At 60.1% G+C, this 21,197-nt stretch carries 20 protein-coding genes; 10 read left to right on the top strand and 10 right to left on the bottom strand.

The features are described 5' to 3' along the window. Positions 1–2: 2 nt before the first annotated feature. The 3 genes from pstC to DM08_RS05955 form a co-directional block, all read right to left on the bottom strand. Positions 3–959, bottom strand: coding sequence for a phosphate ABC transporter permease subunit PstC (gene pstC / locus DM08_RS05965; RefSeq protein ID WP_035383729.1), 957 nt, complete (start codon positions 957–959; stop codon positions 3–5). An 81-nt stretch (positions 960–1,040) separates the two neighbouring features. Further along, positions 1,041–2,093 (bottom strand): phosphate ABC transporter substrate-binding protein PstS, encoded by a 1,053-nt coding sequence (pstS, locus tag DM08_RS05960; protein ID WP_202593374.1) that lies wholly within the window; start codon positions 2,091–2,093, stop codon positions 1,041–1,043. A 140-nt stretch (positions 2,094–2,233) separates the two neighbouring features. Continuing rightward, on the bottom strand, positions 2,234–2,449 hold the full coding sequence (locus tag DM08_RS05955; RefSeq protein ID WP_035383728.1) for a hypothetical protein: 216 nt from the start codon (positions 2,447–2,449) through the stop codon (positions 2,234–2,236). 183 nt (positions 2,450–2,632) lie between these two features. Here DM08_RS05955 and DM08_RS05950 point away from each other — a divergent pair, with 183 nt between their 5' ends. The 3 genes from DM08_RS05950 (at position 2,633) to DM08_RS05940 (ending at position 7,549) form a co-directional block, all read left to right on the top strand. Then, a complete protein-coding gene (locus tag DM08_RS05950; RefSeq protein WP_035383727.1) occupies positions 2,633–3,217 on the top strand; it encodes a superoxide dismutase in 585 nt (194 codons plus the stop codon). 341 nt (positions 3,218–3,558) lie between these two features. Then, positions 3,559–6,147 carry a chemotaxis protein CheW gene (locus tag DM08_RS05945; protein ID WP_035383726.1) on the top strand — a complete coding sequence of 863 codons (2,589 nt, stop codon included), beginning with the start codon at positions 3,559–3,561 and terminating at the stop codon, positions 6,145–6,147. Positions 6,148–6,256: 109 nt separating this feature from the next. Further along, positions 6,257–7,549 carry a sensor domain-containing phosphodiesterase gene (locus DM08_RS05940; protein ID WP_051937824.1) on the top strand — a complete coding sequence of 431 codons (1,293 nt, stop codon included), beginning with the start codon at positions 6,257–6,259 and terminating at the stop codon, positions 7,547–7,549. Here DM08_RS05940 and DM08_RS05935 read toward each other — a convergent pair. The 6 genes from DM08_RS05935 to yjgA are packed head-to-tail and all read right to left on the bottom strand — an operon-like array spanning position 7,506 to position 11,812. Further along, entirely contained in the window at positions 7,506–7,739 is a 234-nt protein-coding gene (locus DM08_RS05935) for a DUF3820 family protein (protein WP_035383725.1), read from the bottom strand. The two genes, DM08_RS05940 and DM08_RS05935, sit on opposite strands and share 44 nt — an antisense overlap. A 16-nt stretch (positions 7,740–7,755) precedes the next feature. Beyond that, positions 7,756–9,090, bottom strand: coding sequence for a 30S ribosomal protein S12 methylthiotransferase RimO (gene rimO / locus DM08_RS05930; protein WP_035383724.1), 1,335 nt, complete (start codon positions 9,088–9,090; stop codon positions 7,756–7,758). 9 nt (positions 9,091–9,099) lie between these two features. Then, positions 9,100–9,870 carry a ZIP family metal transporter gene (locus DM08_RS05925; RefSeq protein WP_035383723.1) on the bottom strand — a complete coding sequence of 257 codons (771 nt, stop codon included), beginning with the start codon at positions 9,868–9,870 and terminating at the stop codon, positions 9,100–9,102. Between the two features lie 58 nt (positions 9,871–9,928). Continuing rightward, positions 9,929–10,609: a leucyl/phenylalanyl-tRNA--protein transferase gene (gene aat / locus DM08_RS05920; RefSeq protein WP_035383722.1), complete on the bottom strand. Its 681-nt coding sequence runs from the start codon at positions 10,607–10,609 to the stop codon at positions 9,929–9,931. 16 nt (positions 10,610–10,625) lie between these two features. After that, a complete protein-coding gene (locus tag DM08_RS05915) occupies positions 10,626–11,297 on the bottom strand; it encodes an alpha/beta hydrolase (protein WP_035383721.1) in 672 nt (223 codons plus the stop codon). Continuing rightward, complete coding sequence (gene yjgA / locus DM08_RS05910) at positions 11,294–11,812, bottom strand: ribosome biogenesis factor YjgA (RefSeq protein ID WP_035383720.1); 519 nt, start codon at positions 11,810–11,812, stop codon at positions 11,294–11,296. Before yjgA ends, DM08_RS05915 begins: the two co-directional genes overlap by 4 nt. Positions 11,813–11,883: 71 nt before the next feature. Here yjgA and pmbA point away from each other — a divergent pair, with 71 nt between their 5' ends. From pmbA to DM08_RS05875, 7 genes are all read left to right on the top strand, one after another. Then, entirely contained in the window at positions 11,884–13,254 is a 1,371-nt protein-coding gene (pmbA, locus tag DM08_RS05905) for a metalloprotease PmbA (protein WP_035383719.1), read from the top strand. 122 nt (positions 13,255–13,376) lie between these two features. Beyond that, positions 13,377–14,540: an ADP-forming succinate--CoA ligase subunit beta gene (gene sucC / locus DM08_RS05900; RefSeq protein ID WP_035383718.1), complete on the top strand. Its 1,164-nt coding sequence runs from the start codon at positions 13,377–13,379 to the stop codon at positions 14,538–14,540. Positions 14,541–14,542: 2 nt separating this feature from the next. After that, positions 14,543–15,424: a succinate--CoA ligase subunit alpha gene (gene sucD / locus DM08_RS05895; RefSeq protein WP_035383717.1), complete on the top strand. Its 882-nt coding sequence runs from the start codon at positions 14,543–14,545 to the stop codon at positions 15,422–15,424. A 91-nt stretch (positions 15,425–15,515) separates the two neighbouring features. After that, positions 15,516–16,256, top strand: a complete 741-nt coding sequence (locus tag DM08_RS05890; protein WP_035383716.1) for a TerC family protein — start codon at positions 15,516–15,518, stop codon at positions 16,254–16,256. A gap of 10 nt (positions 16,257–16,266) precedes the next feature. Then, the gene (locus DM08_RS05885; protein WP_051937823.1) at positions 16,267–16,692 is read left to right on the top strand and encodes a universal stress protein; all 426 of its coding nucleotides are present in this window, start codon (positions 16,267–16,269) and stop codon (positions 16,690–16,692) included. Positions 16,693–16,710: 18 nt separating this feature from the next. Then, complete coding sequence (locus tag DM08_RS05880) at positions 16,711–19,092, top strand: ATPase, T2SS/T4P/T4SS family (protein ID WP_081908791.1); 2,382 nt, start codon at positions 16,711–16,713, stop codon at positions 19,090–19,092. Positions 19,093–19,278: 186 nt separating this feature from the next. Continuing rightward, positions 19,279–19,686, top strand: a complete 408-nt coding sequence (locus DM08_RS05875) for a pilin (protein ID WP_035383714.1) — start codon at positions 19,279–19,281, stop codon at positions 19,684–19,686. A gap of 56 nt (positions 19,687–19,742) precedes the next feature. On the opposite strand, the gene DM08_RS05870 is transcribed toward DM08_RS05875, so the two are convergent. Beyond that, entirely contained in the window at positions 19,743–21,161 is a 1,419-nt protein-coding gene (locus tag DM08_RS05870) for a beta-barrel assembly-enhancing protease (protein WP_035383713.1), read from the bottom strand. Positions 21,162–21,197 lie beyond the last annotated feature (36 nt).

Here is a 21,197-nt window from a genome sequence, read left to right as displayed (position 1 = left end):
GATCAATGGCCCTCTTTCTGTCCCAGCTTGTAGAGCATGAAGCGGGCGATGGACAGGACGACGAAGGTGATGAAGAACAGGATCAGGCCCAACTCGACCAGCGACGCGGTGTAGAGGTCGCCGACCGCTTCGGTGAACTCGTTGGCAAGCGCCGAGGAGATGCTGTTGCCCGGCATCAGCAGAGAGCCGGACAGTTCGTTGGCGTTGCCGATGACGAAGGTCACTGCCATGGTCTCACCCAGCGCGCGGCCCAGTCCCAGCATGACGCCGCCGACCACGCCGATGCGAGTGTAGGGCAGTACCACACGCCACATCACTTCCCAGGTGGTCGAACCGAGGCCATAAGCCGATTCCTTGAGCAGGGTCGGCACCACGTCGAACACGTCGCGCATCACCGAGGTGATGAACGGAATGACCATGATGGACAGGATGATGCCGGCGGTAAGGATGCCGATGCCCATGGGCGGGCCGGAGAAGTAGGGGCCGATCATCGGCAGCGGGCCGATGTGCTCATTGATCCAGGGTTCGATGTGGTCGGCGAACAGCGGGGCGAACACGAACAAGCCCCACATGCCGTAGATGATGCTGGGGATGCCGGCCAGCAACTCGACGGCGATGCCCAGCGGGCGGCGCATCCATTGCGGCGAAAGTTCGGTCAGGAACAGGGCGATGCCAAAGCTGACCGGAATGGCGATCACCAAGGCGATGCCCGCCGTAGCCAGCGTGCCGATGATGGGCACCAGTGCGCCGAAGTTCTCGTTGACCGGGTCCCATTCGGAGCTGCTGAGGAAGTTGAAGCCGAAAGCCTTGATGGCTGGCATGCTGCCGATCACCAGCGAAGCAAGGATGGCGGTCAGCAGGGCCAGAACGGCGAAGGCGGAGACACGTGTCATGTTGCGGAACACGATGTCCAGGATGTTCTGGCGCTTCAAGCGCGCTTCGCGGAGTAACGTCTGCATGGAGAAGTCGGTTTCTTATAATGAGTTCGCGGGGGTCGTGCCCCCGCGAATTATAGCCGGTAATCAGCGTTTGTCAGCCGCTTACTTCCACAGCGCCTTGCCGGAAGCATCCTTGACGCTTGCCTTCCAGGAGTCACGGACTTGCTTCTGCACACCTTCCGGCAGCGGGACGAAATCCAGGTCGGCGGCCATCTTGCTGCCGCTGCTGTAGGCCCAGTCGAAGAACTTCAGCGTTTCCTTGCCGGTGGCTGCGTTGTCCTGTGCCTTGTGGATCAGGATGAAGGTAGCGCCGGTGATGGGCCAGCTTTCCTTGCCTGGTTCGTTGGTCAGGATCTCGTAGAAGCCGTTCTTGGCATCCCACTTGGCATTGGCGGCTGCGGCCTTGAACGAGGTGTCGTCCGGCTTGACGAACTGGCCGTCGCGGTTCTTCAGCTGCACGTAATCCATCTTGTTCTGCAAGGCGTAGGCGTATTCCACGTAGCCGATGGCACCCTTGGTACGTTGCACGTACACGGCCACGCCTTCGTTGCCCTTACCGCCCAGCTGGCCGGACTTCCAGTTGACCGACTTCTCGGCGCCGATGGTGTCCTTCCATTCCTGGCTGATCTGCGACAGGTAGGTGGTGAAGATGAAGGTTGTACCGGAGCCGTCTGCGCGGTGAACCACGGTGATGGGCAGGTCGGGCAGCTTGATGCCGGCGTTGTCAGCAACGATGCGCGGGTCGTTCCACTTGGTGATCTTGCCCAGGTAGATGTCGGCCAGCACAGCGGGCGACAGCTTCAGCTGGCCGCCTACGACTTCAGCCAGATTGACCACCGGCACCACGCCGCCGATCACGGTCGGGAACTGGGTCAGGCCGTTCTTGGCTTGCTCTTCCGGTGTCATCGGAGCATCGGTCGCGCCGAAATCCACGGTCTTGGCCAGAATCTGCTTGATGCCGCCGCCGGAGCCGATGGATTGGTAGTTCATGCCCACGCCGGTCTGAGCCTTGTAGGCTTCAGCCCACTTGGCGTAGATGGGGTAGGGGAAAGTCGCGCCAGCGCCGGTCAGGTCGATAGCCTGGGCCTGGGTCGAGAAGGCCAGCGATGCTGCGATGCCCAGTGCGCCAATGACGCGGTTCATTTTCAGGATCATGGTGTTACCCTCCAATATGTTGTAGTGTGAATTCGGTTGCTGTCGCAAGGTGCTTGTCGAGTCAGCGGGTGCATCATAAAACAGTTGTGTTGCACAATTATTACAGAAATCCGGATGCTTCATCGGGGCTTGCCGCAAGGTCAGGCGCGCTCGTAGCGGTCGATCTTTTTCGGCTTCGCAGACCGAGTTTGCGGGCCTCCGCTCTTGAGCAGCCGTCCCATCGCCACTTTCAGGCGGCGCATGAAAGAAGATGGGCGTGCGGCGCGGTCGGTCAGCGGGAAATTGGCTGCCGGCCCGGCATAGAGCAGGCTGTCCGGGTGTACCGAGTAGTCGAACTTTTGGTCGTGGTGGGTCATGGTGGAGCTCCTTGTCTGCGTTGATCCGGTGCCCATGCTAATTGTCCGGTATTAAGGGAATATGACAGCGGAGCCGGATATGCATGTTGTGGTGGGCAGCATCCGACAAATACACTCAACAATTGTCCGCGCAGGTAGATTTCGCTACAATCGAGCGTCCGAAATTTTTACAAGGAGACCGTAATGGAACACCAACTGCCCGCATTGCCCTACGCCAAGGATGCGCTCGTGCCGCACATGTCCGCCGAGACGTTCGATTACCACTACAGCAAGCACCATCAGGCTTACGTCACCAACCTGAACAATCTGATCAAGGGCACCGAATACGAGAACCTCGATCTCGAAGCCATCGTCAAGAAGGCCCCGGCTGGCGGTATCTACAACAACTCCGCCCAAGTGTGGAACCACACATTCTTCTGGAACTGCATGCAGCCGAACGGCGGCGGTGCACCTTCCGGCGCGCTGGCGGCTGCCATCAATGCCAAGTGGGGTGATCTGGAGGGCTTCAAGAAGGCGTTCCAGACTTCCGCCGTAGGCAACTTCGGTTCCGGCTGGACCTGGCTGGTGAAGAAGGCCGACGGCTCCGTCGACATCGTCAACATGGGCGCAGCAGGCACCCCGCTGACCACCGGCGACAAGGCGCTGCTGTGCGTGGACGTGTGGGAACACGCTTACTACATCGACTACCGCAACCTGCGCCCCAAGTTCGTCGAGACCTTCCTGAACAGCCTGGTGAACTGGAGCTTCGCTGAAGCCAACTTCGCTTGAGTCTGTTTCCAGTGCAGTGAAAAAGCCCGGCATTGCCGGGCTTTTGTTTTGGTCGGCGTTCGTGTGATGGAGCGGTCCGATGGCAGAGGGTAAAGAGCGGGGGGCTAGGTTGCACCGATATGGTGCGGCCTGGTCGACCATATGAGCAGGGTGTTGCCCGGGTGGCACTCGTGTTTCCCGTGTGTGCAGATCTCCCGCTGCGATCTGGTAGTGGCATGAATTTAATTGGCATTCTTCCCATTGTGGCGAGTAATTTGATTTGCCCGTGTGGTCGGCCATCATGGTGGCATGAACATTGCAGTTAGGAGGGTTGGCTTAACTCTGATGAAGCGAGGTTGCACATGGATGTCAAACAACTCATGCGCCACATGCACGAACTGGCACCAGATATTAAGCGCCTAAGTGAAATACAAACCGTATATGACAATTTGACGCTGCTGGGACAATTGCTTGGGGCTGGTACGGACATTACCAAGATGCGAAATGACTTCAATGCGCTAGCGGATGTATTGCTAGAGCAGCTGGCCAGCGAGCACATGAAGAAGGTCAGTTCTAAGCTTTTGTCCGATGCGCAAATCGCAATCAATGTGCTGATCCGCAATCTCTATGAAAGAAGTGCTGATATCGGATTTATTGCCAAGGATGAGTTGATCAAGGAGCTGTTACTCTGTCATGAGCAGGATCAGGGGGTGACTCGCAATATATCTTGGCAAATCAAGATGTACGGATATTTGTCCGAGTACGTGACCAAGTACACCGTTTACGATGATGTGATCATTTTATCCAGCCAAGGGGAAATCATTCATCGACTGAAAGAGAATATCCCCACCAAACGCAGTCAGGATCGCCTGATTGGTGAGTCACTCACCACCGAGCAACGTTTTGTGGAGACATTTCGCACAACGGATCTGGACCCCCTTAACCCATACCCTCTGATCTTCTCATTCCGGGTCATGTCCGATGAGGGGCAAACCCTCGGTGTCGTGTGCTTGTCATTTCGCTTCCTGGATGAATGTGAAAAGATATTCAACAGCTTGTTGAGCCCGTCGGACTGGACTGTATTGACGATCATGGATGCGTCCGGACAAGTCATCTCCAGTAGCGATCAACATCAAATCCCTTTAGGCGCTCGGCTGACGCGACCCGCTAAACATGCGGTGGAAGTGATTCGATTTAGGGGGCGGGAGTATCTGTCCACGGCAAGTGCAGCCACCCCATACGAGGGCTACGTCGGGCCGGGCTGGTATGGTCAGGCGCTAGTCCCGCTGGAGCATGCTTTCGATGGTGAGGCTATCTCAGATGAGGCTGGGGATAGAGCCACGCTATGCACTGTTGCCGCAATTTCCAATGTCATTCATCCCACACTAAGGGAAACTCCCCTGCGAGCTGAATGGATCCAGCAGGAGCTAAATCGTGCGGTATGGAATGGCAACATCTGGCTATTTAGTGAAGAGGGCAAAAGCAGCACACAGTTTGCCAGAGTGTTACTGCGTGAAATCGGCAGGACCGGTAGTCGGACGCGGAGTGTCTTTTCAGAGTCCACAGACAACTTGTTTATTACCGTGATTCGCTCGATTCTACTGGCCTGCACAATACGTTCAGCTCTGGCAATCGAGATTCTGGACAGGAACTTGTATGAACGTAGCAATGACTGTCGCTGGTGGGCATTAAATCCGGCATTACGCGATGCTGTCTTGCCGAATGCGACTGCGGACACCCTGCACAAGGCAGCCACTGTACTTGTCGAGATGAATCAGCTGTATACAGTCTATAGCAATGTTGTTTTATTTGATCAAACCGGACGTGTGATAGCTGTATCCAGTCCTGTAGCCCAAGGGCTAACCGGCCATTTTTTGGCGGAAGAGTGGAGCAAGTCGGTGATGAATCTGCCCGATACGCAGTCGTATTATCAGTCCAACTTTACCGAGAATGCGCTGTATGGGGGGCAAAAAACCTATATGTTTTGCGCTGCATTACGCGATACCCAAAGCTCCAAACCGATAGGCGGCATCGCATTGGTCTTCGATGCGAAAGTTCAGTTACACAAAATGCTGCTTGAAACCTTGCCCCGAGATGAGTTGGGGGTGGCAGTAGAGGGGGCGATTGCCGCTTACGTAGACTTTGAAGGTCGAGTGCTGGCAAGTGCTAACGAGCTTTTGCCTTTGGGAGAGCGATTAACATTTCTTCGTGACTTTCTGCTGCGGGAAGAGTCGGTGCATCAATCTGCTGTGATCGAATTTCAAGGGCGCTTCTATGCTTTGGGGATCTGTGCCAGTAGTGGGTATCGAGAATATACACAGAGCGAAGAGCTGAGGAGCAAGCGGTATGCGGTTATGTTGTACCCGATCTCCGACCCTCTGGAACAGTCGAAACCGATGGCGGCCCAACTGGACGTGGCGCGCGACTTTGGCTTCTCGAATGTGTCTTTATCCAGCAAGAAGAACATGCACACTGCGGACATTGCAACGTTCTATATCGGAAGCAGCTGGTTCGGGTTGAATCCGCGCTTCATCGTATCTGCCATCGATGTGGCAGAGTTGACGCCCATACCCGGCTGTGAAGGACACATCGCCGGGTGCTTGATGTTCCAACAGGCGGCAATTACGGTCGTCGACATTTCCGGCATTGTCAATTCCCCTCTCGTTGAGAATGACAGGAGAAAGCCTCGCTCGGGAATGACTTTCAAAAATCAGGTGTTGATTCTCCAATCCTCACCAACGGCTACGCCTTTTGGTTTGCTGATTGATGGTTTGGGTGAAATCGCTGAAATCGACAAGTCCAGAGTCGAGGCGGTACCAGCCATGATGGCGGATGGCCACTCCCTGATTGATAGCCTTATCAAACCCGCTGAAAACCAGCACGAAAGAAGGATCCTGGTGGTGCTGTCGGTGGAACGTATGCTGAGCCGGTTTGGCTTGATGAGCGGCTAGCAGGTTGCAGTTGTAAGCGAATGCGTGATGTTGGAAGCATGTCCACTCGCCCGATATGTGCACATTCGGGTAGAGACATGCCAATCGATCAGCCAGAGGAGCTAGTGGGATGAACTGTTTGGATGCGGATATACAAGGCTTGCTTCAGCCACGCTCGACGTTTATGCAGGGTGTGTACCAGGGATTGACCATTACGAGTGCATTCCAGCCTATCTACAGCCTGGCACACCGCCGTGCTGTCGGATACGAGGGCCTGATGCGGGTGCAGAACGTACAGGGGGAGGGCATCTCTCCTCTGGCTGCTTTTGCCGGTATGCAGACCAAGGAAGACATCGTGGTGCTTGATCGCTTGTCGCGAGCGATACACTGCGCCAACTTTTCGGAGCAGGGGATACAGCGGGCATGGCTGTTCTTGAATGTGAACCCGTATGTCGCGGTACACGGGCGCACGCACGGCCCTTTCTTTACCGCCATCTTGCAACAGTTCCAGTTGGACCCCTCGCAGATCGTTGTGGAAATCGTTGAAGATCAGATTCGAGATGAGGGCTTGTTGTCTGATGCGGTGTCATTTTACAAAGCCTTGGGGTGCCTGGTGGCCATTGATGACTTCGGTACCGGAGAGTCTAATTTTGATCGCATCTGGCGGTTGAGGCCCGATATTGTCAAACTGGATCAGAATTTTATTAAGCATGCGGCGAGCAATCAGACCATAAACCGAATTGTCCCGGACATTGTGCGTTTATTGCATGAGACGGGTAGCCTGGTCGTGATGGAGGGCATCGAGAGCGAGCAAGAGGCCCTAATTGCCCAAGATGCGGAAGTCGATTTGGTGCAGGGGTACTTTTTCGCCCGGCCACAGGCCCGGGCGCAGGTCGACCCGCTCTATGGCCTGTTCGATACCTTGAAGCAAGCATCTGTGCGAATTGGGAAGAGTACCCGCCAGCAATACGACATCTGGATGGCTCCTTACCTGCAAGCCTTCAATTATTTCCGGGTTTCATTCGTCAACGGCATTGAAGCTACCAGTGCATGTCTGCATTTTTTATCCTTGCCCGATGCCAGGCGATGCTATGTGCTTGATGATGGAGGCTGCCAGTTGGGGGCGAATATGCTCCCCGGGACTGACGGCCACAAACGCGACCAGCGGTTCCTCTCCATGACAGATGGGGAAGATGCGTGTTGGGCGCATCGTCACTATTATCGTCGCGCCGTTGCCGCTCCAGGGGAGGTTCAGGTCAGCCGACCATACTTGTCCATTTCCGATGGGACGCTATGCATTACCTTATCGGTAGCCGTGTATCTTGAGGCCAAGCTGTATGTTTTATGTGGGGATATTGCTTGGCAAGGAGGTTTTGAGGCTAAGCAGTTCGGTGTATCCCACGTGGTGGACGCAGCGGATTGAGCAAGTGCGATAGCCCGTTGTGGTCTAGTTCCTGCATCAGCGCCAGCAAGCGGCCGATCTCGCCGGGCGGGAAGCCTTTGCGGGCGAACCAGTTGAGGTAGTTGCCCGGCAGGTCGGCGATGAGCGTGCCCTGATATTTGCCGTAGGGCATGGCGAGGGTCACCAGTTTTTGCAGGTCTTCGGGCTGCATGCGGACAGCGACTGCTTCAGTTTTCCGTTTCGATCACTTCCGCCCACAGATCGTGCTCGTCCGAGTCGGTGATGCGCACGGTGGCGAATTCGCCTGGTTCCAGGTCCTGACCGTTCTCGATATAGACCAGACCATCGATCTCCGGCGCGTCGGCGGCACTGCGGGCCACCGCGCCGTCCTCGTCCACCGCATCCACCAGTACGGTGAGGGTCTGGCCCACCTTGCGCGCCAACTTCTCGGCGCTGATCTCGGCCTGCAACATCATCAGGCGGGCGAGGCGTTCTTCCTGCACCTCGGGCGGCACGGGGTCGGGCAGGTCGTTGGCGGTCGCGCCTTCCACCGGCGAATAGGTGAAGGCTCCCAGACGGTCGATCTGCGCGGCTTCGATGAAGTCCAGCAGTTCCTCGAATTCCTCCTCGGTCTCGCCGGGGAAGCCGACGATGAAGGTGCTGCGTATCACCAGTTCCGGGCAGATCTCGCGCCAGCGGCGGATGCGCTCCAGCACGTTGTCGGAGCTGGCTGGGCGTTTCATCAGCTTGAGGATGCGCGCGTTGGCGTGCTGGAACGGGATGTCGAGGTAGGGCAGGATCTTGCCCTGCGCCATCAGCGGAATGACCTCGTCCACATGCGGATAGGGATAGACGTAGTGCAGGCGCACCCAGATGCCGAGTTCGCTAAGGGCGGCGGCCAATTCGGTCATGCGCGTCTTGAGCGGGCGACCGCCCCAGAAGCCGGTGCGGTATTTCACGTCCACGCCGTAGGCCGAGGTGTCCTGCGAGATCACCAGCAGCTCCTTCACGCCGGAATCGGCCAGTGTCTGCGCTTCAGCCATCACGTCGCCCACCGGACGGCTGACCAGGTCGCCGCGCAGGCTGGGGATGATGCAGAAGGTGCAGCGATGGTTGCAACCTTCGGAAATCTTCAGGTAAGCGTAATGGCGCGGCGTGAGGCGGATGCCTTGCGGCGGCACCAGATCGGTGTAGGGATCGTGCGGCTTGGGCAGTTGCGCATGCACCGCGTCCATCACTGCGTCGGTGGCGTGCGGGCCGGTGACCGCGAGCACCTTGGGATGCGTCTGCCGCACGATGTCGCCCTTGGCACCCAGACAGCCTGTGACGATGACCTTGCCGTTCTCGGCCAGTGCCTCGCCGATGGCGTCGAGCGATTCCGCCACGGCGCTGTCGATGAAGCCGCAGGTGTTCACCACCACCACGTCGGAATCGGCATAGCTCGGAGAGATCATGTAGCCCTCGGCGCGCAGCCGAGTGAGGATGAGTTCAGAGTCCGAGGTCGCCTTGGGGCAGCCTAGGGAAACGAAGCCGACGCGCGGCGCGGAGTTGGGTTTGCTCATGATGGGTTCCTAGATGTGTACCACCGCGCCGACCAGCGCCACCGTGCCCACGCCCAGCGCGATCAGGATGACTTGCTGCAAGGTGTCGCGCAACTGGGTGCGTTTGTGCAGGCCGGGGATGAGGTCGGCCACGGCGACGTAGATCATGCTGGCCGCTGCCAGCGCCAGCAGCGTAGGCACCAGATTCTGCATGGTTTGCAGCGTGAAATAGCCCAGCGTGCCGCCGACCAGCGTGGCCAGACTGGAGACCAGATTCAGCTGGAAGGCGCGCAGCTTGCTGTAGCCGGAATGCAGTAGGATGACGAAATCGCCCACTTCCTGCGGGATCTCGTGGGCGATGATGGCCAGCGCGGTGATGATGCCCAGCTCGGTGTCGGCCAGGAAGGCGGCGGCGATGATGATGCCGTCCACGAAGTTGTGGAAGGTGTCGCCGACGATGATCATCGTGCCGCTGCGACCGTGGTCGTGATTGTGCGTATGCGGCTCGTGCGCCTCGCAGTGGTCATGGTGGCAATGCCGCCACAGCACCAGTTTCTCCAGGATGAAGAACAGCAGGATGCCCGCCAGCAGCGTGGCGCTCACGGCGGTGACGCTGGAGGTGAGCGTGATGGCTTCCGGCAGGATGTCGAGGAACACCGCGCCCAGCAAGGCACCGATGGCGTAGCTGACCAGCGCGCTGACGAACTGCGCGCGTGCGTTCAGCGCGAACAGCGCGGCGCAAGCCACGCTCAAAACGCCGCCGAGTAGGCTGGTGACGATGATCCAGCTCAGAGTGCTCATGGTTCAGTGAGAGAAAATGCAGGGCGCGGATTATAGCGCAGGCGGACTCGGTGCCCCACTAAACTGGACGCGCGAAAGACATCGGGCCGTGCCGGGTGGCCGCGTACAGGTGAGCAAGAAAGGCGTGGCGCGGGATCTCTTTGCCGCCCAGCGAGCTTAGATGTGCGGTGTTCATCTGGCAGTCGATCATTTCGCAACCTTGTTCCTGCAAGTGGGCGCACAGCCGGGCGAGGGTGATCTTGGAGGCATCGGGGCGGCGGCTGAACATGGATTCGCCGTAGAACATGTGGCCTATGGCCAAGCCGTACAGCCCGCCCACCAGTTCGCCATCCAGCCAGGTCTCGACCGAGTGCGCGTAACCCCACCGGTGTAGTTCGCAGTAGGCGCTTATCATTTCCTGGCTGATCCAGGTGCCGCTTTGTCCCGCGCGCGGTGCGGCGCAGGCGCGCATGACCTGCTCGAAGGCGGTGTCGAAGCGCACTTCGTGGCGAGCGTTGCGCAGCGTCTTGCGCAGTGACTTCGACAGTTTGAATTCGGCGGGCACCAGCACCATGCGCGGGTCGGGGCTCCACCACAAGATGGGTTCGCCCTCTGAGAACCACGGGAAGATGCCGCGCCGGTAGGCATCGAGCAGGCGTTGCGGCGAGAGGTCGGCACCCGATGCGAGCAGGCCGTTGGGGTAGGTCAGCGCCAGTTTGACGGGCGGGAAGGACGTGTCGCGGTGCAGCAGCGGGATCATGCCGGTGCGCCGATGGTCAGGCCGGATTGGCGCTTAGCTGCTGGATCAGCCAGCGTTCGATGTCGGCGATCTCGGGCTGGCAGACGGAATGCGGCATGGCGTATTCGTGCCATTCCAGCGTGCAGCCATGTGCCAGCAGCCGCTCTTCGGACAGCTTGCCCAGCGCATACGGCACCACCGGGTCGCTGCGGCCATGCGCCATGAAAATGGGAGTGGCGCGGGCGGCTGCGCTGGCTTCGTCGGCCAGCGTGTCGGCCAGCGGCAGGTAGGTGGACAGCGCCAGGATGCCGCCGAGTTTGGCCGCATGACGCAAGCCGGTGTGCAGCACGATGGCGCCGCCTTGCGAGAATCCGGCGAGGAAGATGTGCTCGGGAGCTACGCCGCGCGCGACTTCCATCGCGATCAGTTTTTCCAGTTCTGCCTGCGAGTTGCGGATGGCACGACTGTCCTGTTTGGCACCGATGTCGGTCGCCACGATGTCGTACCAGGCGCGCATCACGAAGCCGCCGTTGATGGTGACCGGGCGCATCGGCGCATGGGGGAACAGGAAGCGGACGGGGACGGGCAGCTTCAGTTCTTCCACCATGGGCACGAAGTCGCTGCCGTCCGCGCCCAGGCCGTGCAGCCAGATGACGCTGTGTTGCGGCGCTTTGCCGCTGTCCAGCAGGATGTGGGTCAGTACGCTCATTCCGGCATGATCTCCTTCAGCATCTGGAAAATTTCGCGGTAGTTCTTGGGCGGCTTCATCAGCTCACGCTCCTTGATAGCGTTGCGCACCAGCGTGCGCAGGCGCTGGCCGTCGGCTTGCGGATGGGCTGCGAGCAGCTCGCCCAGCGCTTCGGGCTGATCGAGCAGGCGGTCGCGCCATTGCTCCAGACGATGCAGCCAGGCCACGTGCGTAGCGGAGACACCGTTCCAGGCATCCAGTTTGGCGATGATGGGCTCAGGCTCGACTTCGCGCATCAAGCGTCCGATGTATTGCAGCTGGCGGCGTTGAGCGCCGAATTTGTTGATCTTCTTGAGCTCCTTGATCGCGTCCAGCAGGCGTTCGGGCAGGTCGAGTTCGCGCAGCTTCTCGTTGGACAGCTCGGTCAGGCGTTCGCCCAGATCCTGCAATTCGTGCATCTGCTGCTTGATCTTGGTCTTGCTGGGCGGCAGTTCGATCTCGTCGTCGAGCTCGTTGGCTTGTTCGTGGTAGTGCATGGCTTCCTGCTTCAGATTGAATGGAGTGTATGATAACGCCTTCCGAATTAACCGTTTGCCCTATCGCCGTAATGTCCACTGCCGAAACTCGCCCCGCCGCTCAAGATCACGACCGTTTCTCCCATTCCGCCGATGCCTTGCGCCAGATCGCCGAGGACATGATCCGCTATGCGCGTGAGCGTGGCGCGACGGCCAGCGCCACCGAAGTGTCGGACGGCTTCGGGCAGGCGGTGACGGTACGCCAGAACGAGGTCGAGACCATCGAATACACGCGCGACAAGGGCGTGGGCATCACCGTCTATCTTGGCCAGCGGCGCGGCAACGCCAGCACCTCGGATTTTTCGCCGCAGGCGCTGCGCGACACGGTGGAGGCGGCGCTGAATATCGCGCGCTACACCGCCGAGGACGAGTGTGCCGGGCTGCCCGAGGCCGAGTTGCTGGCCACCGAATTTCCCGACCTCGATCTGTATCACCCGTGGGCGCTGGATGTCGAAGGTGCGATCACGCTGGCGCAGCAGTGCGAACAGGCGGCCTTCGCCGCCGACCGGCGCATCCGCAATTCCGAAGGCGCGACGGTGAATGTGCATGAGTCGCAATTCGTGTTCGCCAACAGTCTGGGCTTCGTCGGCGGTTTCCCCACCTCGCGCCATAGCGTGAGTTGCGCGGTCATCGCGGGCAAGGACTACGCCATGCAGCGCGACTACTGGTACAGCGATGCGCGTTGCGCGGCTGACCTGCTGCCTGCCGCCGAGATCGGTCGCATCGCCGCCGCCCGCACCGTGCGCCGCCTGAAGTCGCGCAAGCTGGCGACCATGCAGGTGCCGGTATTGTTCGAAGCACCCATCGCGGCCAGTCTGCTCGGGCACTTCGTCCATGCGGTCAGCGGCGGCAGTCTGTACCGTAAATCGTCCTTTCTGCTGAATCAGCTCGATCAGCCGATCTTTGCGCCCCACATCCAGATCAGCGACGTGCCGGACATCCGCAAGGGGCTGGCTTCCGGCGCGTTCGACGATGAAGGCGTGCGCACCCAGCGCCGCAACATCGTGGAAGATGGCGTGCTGCGCGGCTATTTCCTCGCCAGCTACTCTGCCCGCAAACTGGGCATGCGCACCACCGGCAACTCCGGCGGCACGCATAACCTCATCCTCAAGCCCGGCGAGCTGGGCTTTGACGGCTTGCTCAAGCAGATGGGGCGCGGCCTGCTGGTGACCGAACTGCTGGGGCAGGGTGTCAATCACGTCACCGGCGACTACTCGCGCGGCGCGGCCGGTTTCTGGGTAGAGAACGGCGAAATCCAGTACCCGGTGGAGGAGATCACCATCGCCGGCAACCTCAAGGACATCTACCGCCAGATCGTCGCCGTCGGCAACGATGTGCTGGTCCAGGGCTCACGCCAGTGTGGCTCGATTCTTATCGAGAATATGACGGTGGCAGGCGAGTAGCGGGAAAACGGCGAATTGGCGCGCTTTTCAGCGCGAATTCCGCCGCATTTCCGGGGATTATTGGGTAACATTGCGGCTGCTCGGGGATTTCAAGAATAAAACGATAAAGCTTAGGTAGCAGGATGAAGATACACGAATATCAGGCTAAGGAATTATTGCGCCAGTACGGCGTGCCCACGCCGCGTGGTGTGGCGTGTTTCAGCGTGGACGAAGCACTTACCGCAGCGCAGCAGCTCGGCGGCAGCGTGTGGGTGGTGAAGGCGCAGATCCACGCGGGCGGGCGCGGCAAGGGCGGCGGCGTGAAGGTGGCGAAGTCGCTGGATGAAGTGCGCGCTCATGCGCAAGCCATTCTGGGCATGCAGCTCGTCACCCATCAGACTGGCCCGCAGGGCCAGACGGTGCGCCGTCTGCTGGTGGAAGAGGGCGCGGCCATCGCCCGTGAGTTCTACCTCGGCATGGTGGTGGATCGCAGCCGCCAGCGCGTGGCGCTGATCGCCAGTTCCGAAGGCGGCATGGAGATCGAAGAGGTCGCCGCGCACTCGCCGGAAAAGATCAAAACCGAATGGATAGACCCGGTGGCCGGGCTGACCGATGTCCAGGCCGACGCGACCGCGCGCGCCATCGGCTTGCCGGAAGCCGCCCAGGCCGACGTTCGTGCCGTGTTGCAGGGCTTGTATCGTGCTTTTGTCGAGAAGGACGCGATGCTGGCCGAGATCAATCCGCTGATCCTCACTGCCGACCACCGCGTGGTGGCGCTGGACTGCAAGTTCAATTTCGATTCCAACGCGCTGTACCGCCATCCCGAACTGGTGGCGCTGCGCGATCTGGACGAGGAAGACCCGGCGGAAGTCGAGGCTTCCAAGTTTGACCTCAGCTACATCCAGCTCGACGGCGACATCGGCTGTCTGGTGAACGGCGCGGGGCTGGCGATGGCGACCATGGACATCATCAAGCTCTACGGCGGCAGCCCGGCCAACTTCCTCGACGTGGGCGGCGGCGCGACGACCGAAAAGGTCACCGAAGCCTTCAAGCTGATGCTGCGTAATCCCAAGCTCCAGGCCATTCTGGTCAACATCTTCGGCGGCATCATGAAGTGCGATGTGATCGCACAGGGCGTGGTCGCGGCAGCGCGCGAAGTGCAGCTCACCGTGCCGCTGGTCGTGCGGCTGGAAGGCACCAACGTGGAACTCGGCAAGCAGATCCTCGCCGAGTCGGGGCTGCCCATAATTTCGGCGAACAACATGGCCGACGCCGCTGAAAAGGTCGTCGCGGCGGCGAGAGGTTAAGCATGTCCATCCTGATCAACAAAGACACCAAAGTCATCACCCAGGGCATGACCGGCAAGGTCGGCCAGTTTCACACCTTCCACTGCAAGCAATACGCCAACGGCGCGAACTGCTTTGTGGCGGGGGTCAATCCCAAGAAGGCGGGCGAGGAATTCGAGGGCATCCCGGTGTACGCCTCGGTGCGTGACGCCAAGGCGGCCACCGGCGCGACGGTTTCCGTGATCTATGTGCCGCCCGGCGGCGCGGCGGCAGCGATAGACGAGGCGGTGGAGGCCGAGCTGGATCTGGTGATCTGCATCACCGAAGGCATTCCCGTCCACGACATGCTGCAGACGCGCTACAAGATGGCGGGCAAGAAGACCTTGCTGATCGGCCCGAACTGTCCCGGCCTGATCACGCCGGACGAGATCAAGATCGGCATCATGCCCGGCCACATCCACAAGAAGGGCCGCATCGGCGTGGTGTCGCGCTCCGGCACTTTGACCTACGAGGCGGTGGCGCAGCTCACCGAGCTGGGCATGGGGCAGTCGTCCTGCGTCGGCATCGGCGGCGACCCGATCAACGGGTTGAAGCATCTGGACGTGATGCGCATGTTCAACGACGATCCGGACACCGACGCGGTGGTGATGGTGGGCGAGATCGGCGGCAGCGACGAAGAAGAGTGCGCGCGCTGGATCAAGCAGCACATGAAGAAGCCGGTGGTCGGCTTCATCGCCGGGCTCACCGCGCCGGAAGGCAAGCGTATGGGCCACGCCGGAGCCATCATCTCTGGCGGTCAGGGCGGCGCGGCGGAGAAGCTGGCGGTGATGGAAGAATGCGGCATCGCCATCACGCGCAACCCGGCGGAGATGGGCCGGGTGATGCAGCAAGTGTTGAAAGGCTGAGAAGGGTAAAGGGAGGGGGGAAGGGTACAACCCATTCCCCCTTGGGCGCCGCAGGCGCGCTCCCGTTCCCCTTCCCCAAGAAAGGTTGGCGATGCTGGAAATGTTGAGTACCACCCAGTTCTGGGTGGATGTGTTCAAGATCATCATGATCGACGTGTTGCTCTCGGGCGACAACGCGGTGGTGATCGCGCTGGCTTGCCGCAATTTGCCGCCAGAGCAGCGCAAGCAGGGCGTGCTGTATGGCGTATTGGGTGCGATCGGGCTGCGTGTGGTGCTGACTTTCTTCGCGGTCGGGCTGTTGTCGTTGCCATACCTCAAGCTGGCGGGGGCGTTGATGCTGCTATGGATAGGGGTGAAGCTGATCCTGCCGGAGGACGAGCATGGTGAAGGCAGCGTCAAGGCCGAAGCCAGCTTGATGGGGGCGGTCAAGACCATCATCGTGGCTGACTTCATCATGAGCTTGGACAATGTGCTGGGCGTGGCAGCAGCGGCCCATGGCAATACCATGCTGCTGGTGTTCGGTCTGCTGATCAGCATCCCGCTGATCGCCTGGAGCAGCCAGTTGGTGCTGAAGTTGATCGACCGCTTCCCCATCATCATCTATATGGGCGGGGGGCTGCTCGGTTATGTCGCGGGCGAGATGCTGGTGAGTGACGAGACGCTGCATACGGTGCTGGCATCTGCCGCCTGGTTGCACGTCGTGTTGCCGCTCGCATGCGCCGTGTCGGTGGTTGGGCTGGGCAAGTGGCTGGCGTTGCGCATGGCAGCGGCAGCGCCGGTGGTCGACGTGCTGGACGAGCAGGTGGCCGGTGCGCCGGTACGTAAGGGCTGAGGGGATGACGATGAAGATATTGGTTCCGGTGGATGGTTCGGAAGGCGCTAATCGCGCGGTGGACTATGTCATCAACAGCCTGTCCTGGCTGAAAGACGTGCCGCAGGTGTTCCTGCTCAATGTGCAGTGGAAACTGGCCACCGGTAACGTCAAGTTGTTCATCAGCCAGGACACCATCAACGATTATTATCGCGAGCAGGGCATGGAGGCATTGACCCCTGCCTGCCAGAGGCTGGATGCCGCCGGTTTGGCCTACAGCTACCATATCAGCGTGGGTACGCCTGCCGAGGGCATCGTCCAGTATGCGCAGGAGCATGGGGCGGATCTGATCGTGTTGGGGGCACATGGGCAGGAGACTTTGTCATCCCTGCTGCTGGGGACGGTTGCGGACAAGGTGGCGCGTCTGGCCAGTGTGCCGGTCGTATTGGTCAAATAGGGATAGGGAGCTGATGCAATGGTCGAGTTATCGTTGACACCCGTTGCGACAACCGGGGCATCTCCGGAGATATTGCACGGCCTGCACGCCTTGCTGGCGCGCATCCAGACGGCCACAGCGGATGAGGTGGCGAGCGAGGTCAGCCGCGATATCGCTGCGCTGTGCAACGCCGATCGCATCAGCATCTACGAGGTGAGCGAAGACAGGCTCTCGCTGGTCTCCAAAGTCAGGGTCGGAGTGAACACCTTCAAGGATCTGCGTCTGCCGATGACAGCGCAAAGCATCGCCGGCTTCTGTGCGTTGAACCACAAGGTCCTCAATATCAACGATGTCTATGACGAGCAGGAGTTAGGGCGCATAGGTGCGCAACTGCGTTTCCTGCAGGACGTGGATCGTCGTACCGGTTACCGCACCAAGCAGATGCTGGTGGTGCCGGTCTTGAAGCAGGATGCCGATGAACTGGTCGGCGTTATCCAGCTGGTGAACAACAAGGCGGACCAGCCGTTCTCGGCCATCGTGCAACAAGCCGTTCAAGAGATCGCGCGTGCGTTGCCCGTGGCGCTGCAACAACGTCACGCCCCCACCGCCATCAAAGGCAAGTTCGACTATCTGGTGGCCGATGCGGTCGTATCGTCGGCTGAGCTGGAGCTGGCGACCAGGACTGCGCGTCGCAAGGGCATCGATGTCGAAGAAGTCCTGCAAGAGGATTTCCATGTCACTGCCGCGCAGATGGGTTCCAGTCTGGCGCGCTTCTTCGGCGTACCGTATGAGCCGTTCCGGGCCGACCGGATCAAACCGGCGGACCTGCTCAAGAACTTGAAGCGTGAATATGTGGCGAGCAGTGGCTGGGTCCCACTGGAAGAGAATCAGGATGGACTGGTCGTGCTCACACCCGATCCTGAGCGCACCCGTGCCTCCCGCTTGGCCAATGCGGTGTTTCCCAAGGCCAAGTTGCTGTTCAAGGTGTGCTCGCAGCGCGAGTTCCGCGCCACGCTGGATGCTTTCTTCAGCAAGGGCGTATCCGATCTGTCCCTGCATGCGCATGATATGGAGGGCTCGGTCGATGACCTGCTGACCTCGCTGGGCGGTGAGGACGATGAACTGGCCGGCATCAACCCCGAAGACATCAGTGCGGCGGCGGACAACGAGCTGGTCAAGCTGGTCAACAAGGTCATTGTCGATGCCTACAAAATGGGGGCTTCCGACATCCATATCGAACCCGCGCCCGGCAAGGCCAAGACGCTGATCCGGTTTCGCAAGGACGGCTCGCTGCTGCCCTACATCGAAGTGCCGGCCTCGTATCGCAATGCGCTGATCACCCGCATCAAGATCATGTGCGACCTGGACATCTCGGAGAAGCGCAAGCCGCAGGACGGCAAGATCAAGTTCAAGAAGTTCGGCCCGCTGGACATCGAGCTGCGGGTGGCGACTTTGCCCTCGCAGGGGGGCGTGGAAGATATCGTGATGCGTATCCTCGCCTCGGGTGAGCCGCTGCCGGTGGAGAAGCTCGGCCTCTCCACCTACAACCTGGAGACGCTTAAGAACGTGGTCAGCAAGCCTTACGGCCTGTTCTTCGTGTGCGGCCCGACCGGTTCCGGTAAGACCACCACGCTGCACTCGATTTTGAGTTCGCTCAACAAGCCGGACACCAAGATCTGGACGGCGGAAGACCCGGTGGAAATCACCCAGAAAGGTCTGCGCCAGGTGCAGATCAACAAGAAAGCCGGGCTGGATTTCGCCACCATCATGCGCGCCTTCCTGCGTGCCGATCCGGACATCATCATGGTCGGCGAAATGCGCGACAAAGAGACCGTCTCCATCGGCATCGAGGCTTCGCTCACCGGCCACCTGGTGTTCGCCACCCTGCACACCAACAGCGCGCCGGAATCCATCACCCGTCTGCTGGACATGGGCATGGACCCGTTCAACTTCGCCGATGCCCTGCTGGGCGTGCTGGCGCAGCGCCTGACCAAGCGCTTGTGCAAGGATTGCCGCAAGAGCTATATCGCTTCGGAGGAGGAGGTCGATGCCTTGCTGAGCGAATATGCCGACGAGTTGAAGCACATCGAACGCTGGCAGCAAGACCCCGAGGCCGCGCGCGCGACATTGCGCACGGAGTGGACGCGTAACTTTGCTGGCGCGGACGGAAGATTCACCCTGTACGAGCCGGTCGGCTGCGATAGTTGCGCCGGGACGGGTTATCGCGGTCGTTTGGGTTTACATGAACTGTTGGTTGGGTCGGATGCCATCAAGAAGAACATCCAGGAGCACGCGCGGGTGGCCGAGATGATGGTCACGGCGCTGGATGAGGGGATGCGTACCCTGAAACAGGACGGCATCGAGAAGGTGTTGCAGGGTTTTACCGACATGCATCAGGTACGCGCCGTCTGCATAAAGTGACGAAAATTGTCAGTCTTGCGCTTGAGATGGGCAGTATGCGAGGTGAGCGCGCGCGCCACTATGCCTTGGGATCGTTGCCTGTCCCAATGTAATCATGGTGATAGAAATCGGTGAGAGAGCTGGCACGAAGCCTGCTACCGACTGAGTGTGGTAGCGATACCTCATTCCAACCCTAAGGAGATCGACATGAAGAAAGCACAACAAGGTTTCACCCTGATCGAACTGATGATCGTCGTCGCCATCATCGGCATCCTGGCCGCAGTCGCTATCCCGGCTTACAGCAACTACACCAAGAAAGCCAAGTTCAGCGAAGTGCTGTCCATGAGCGAGTCCTACCAGAAGGCAGTGACTGTCTGCCAGAACGACTTGGGTACGTTCGTCGGCTGTGCGCACGCTACCAACGGCATCCCTGCTGCTCCCGCCGCGACTGCCAATCTGGCGAGTATCGCTGTGGCGGATGGTGTGGTGACGGCTACGGGTACGGCAGCTGCGGGTGGCTATACCTCAATCTTGACTCCTGCGCTGAACGCTGCAGGTAGTGCCATCACCTGGACACAGAGCGGTACTTGCCTGGCCGCTGGCTTCTGTAAGTAATCCAGTTCGCTACAGTGAAACGCCCGCTTAGGCGGGCGTTTTTCATTGGGCGCGACTTACTTTTTCTTGCGGGCGGCGGCCATCTCGTACAGCTCTTTCAGCTCGCTCTCGATGGCGGCGATCTGGTAGAAGTCGTTGCCGCTTAGTTTGGCCAGCTCCATCTGCTGGATGGCCCCCGTCAGATTGCCCTGCAGCAGGGCGGCATAGGCCAGCGCCCGGTGCGCCGGCTGCGGCTGATTCATTCCGGTGTAGGCCTGGGCCTGCAACTCATATAGTCTGGGGTCGGTCGGAGTGCCGATGATGCGCTCTTCCAGCAGCTTGATGACCTGGGCGTGGTTCTGCTCTCTCAGCAACTGGTCGGCGTAGTCATACACCAGCGCGCGGTGTTGCGGGAAGCGTTGCAGCGCCTTCTTGTAGAAGGCACTGACCTCTTTGCCGGACTTCTTGCGGCTCAGCATCTGTCCGGCCAGTGTCTCCAGCATGGGGTTCTGCGGCGCGTGCTGGTACAGCGTGGCGAATTCCAGCTCGGCCTGATCGGTTTTGCGTTGGCGCAACAAGGAGAGCACCAACCCGTATCGCTGGGCGACCGGATCGCCGAAGCGTTGCGGCCCCAGTGCCGAGGTGAAGTAAGCGACGGCGTTGGCCGGACTTTGCTCCATCGCCTGCAACTTGGCGCGCACCAGCCGGAAACTCAGGCTGTCCGCCACCAGCTTGTAGGGCAGTTGCTGCACGCGGTTGTCCACGTCGGCGATACGGTCCAGGGTGAGCGGATGGGTGCGGAGGTAGGACGGCGCATTGCCTTCCTGCAAGCTGTTGGCCTTTTGCAGCCGCTCGAAAAAGGCGGGCATGGCGCGTGTGTCGAAGCCGGAGCGCTCCAGCAGCTCGATGCCGATGCGGTCGGCTTCTTTTTCGTAACTGCGGGTGAAATCGAGTTTGCGCTGCATCAGTCCGGCCTGCGCCCCGACCAGGGCTGCTTGCGATGCTTGCGGATTGTTGCGCGCGGCGAGGATGGCCACCGCTACCGCCGCCATCGAGGCCAGCGTGTCGTACTTCTGCCCGGCGATCATGCGCGCCAGATGGTGCTGGGTGACGTGCGAGATCTCATGTGCCAACACCGAGGCCAGCTCGGACTCGGTCTGCGCGGTGAGGATGAGGCCGCTATGCACGCCGATGAAGCCGCCGGGGAGGGCGAACGCATTGATGGCCGCGTTGTTGATGGCGAAGAACTCGAAATCCTGCGAGGGTTCGTTGCTGTTGGCGACCAGACGGTAGCCGAGCTGGTTCAGGTAATCGTTGACCTCGGGATCGTCCAGATAGCTCTTGTCCGCGCGTATCTCGAACATGCTCTGCCGCCCGATCTGCCGTTCCTGCTGCGGCGACACGGCTTCCTGCGAGGTGTCGCCCAGGTCGGGCAGGCCGTCGGCATAGGCCAGCAGCGGCAGGGTGGAGAGCAGGACAGTGGCAAGTTTTTTCATGGCGCAATCATAACCTAGCTGGACACTCGGGGGCGA

The sequence above is a fragment of the Ferriphaselus sp. R-1 genome (genome assembly GCF_000746095.1).
In the GTDB taxonomy this organism is placed as follows: domain Bacteria; phylum Pseudomonadota; class Gammaproteobacteria; order Burkholderiales; family Gallionellaceae; genus Ferriphaselus.
Note: the sequence above shows the minus strand (reverse complement) of the source record. Positions and strands in the feature narration are given on the sequence as shown.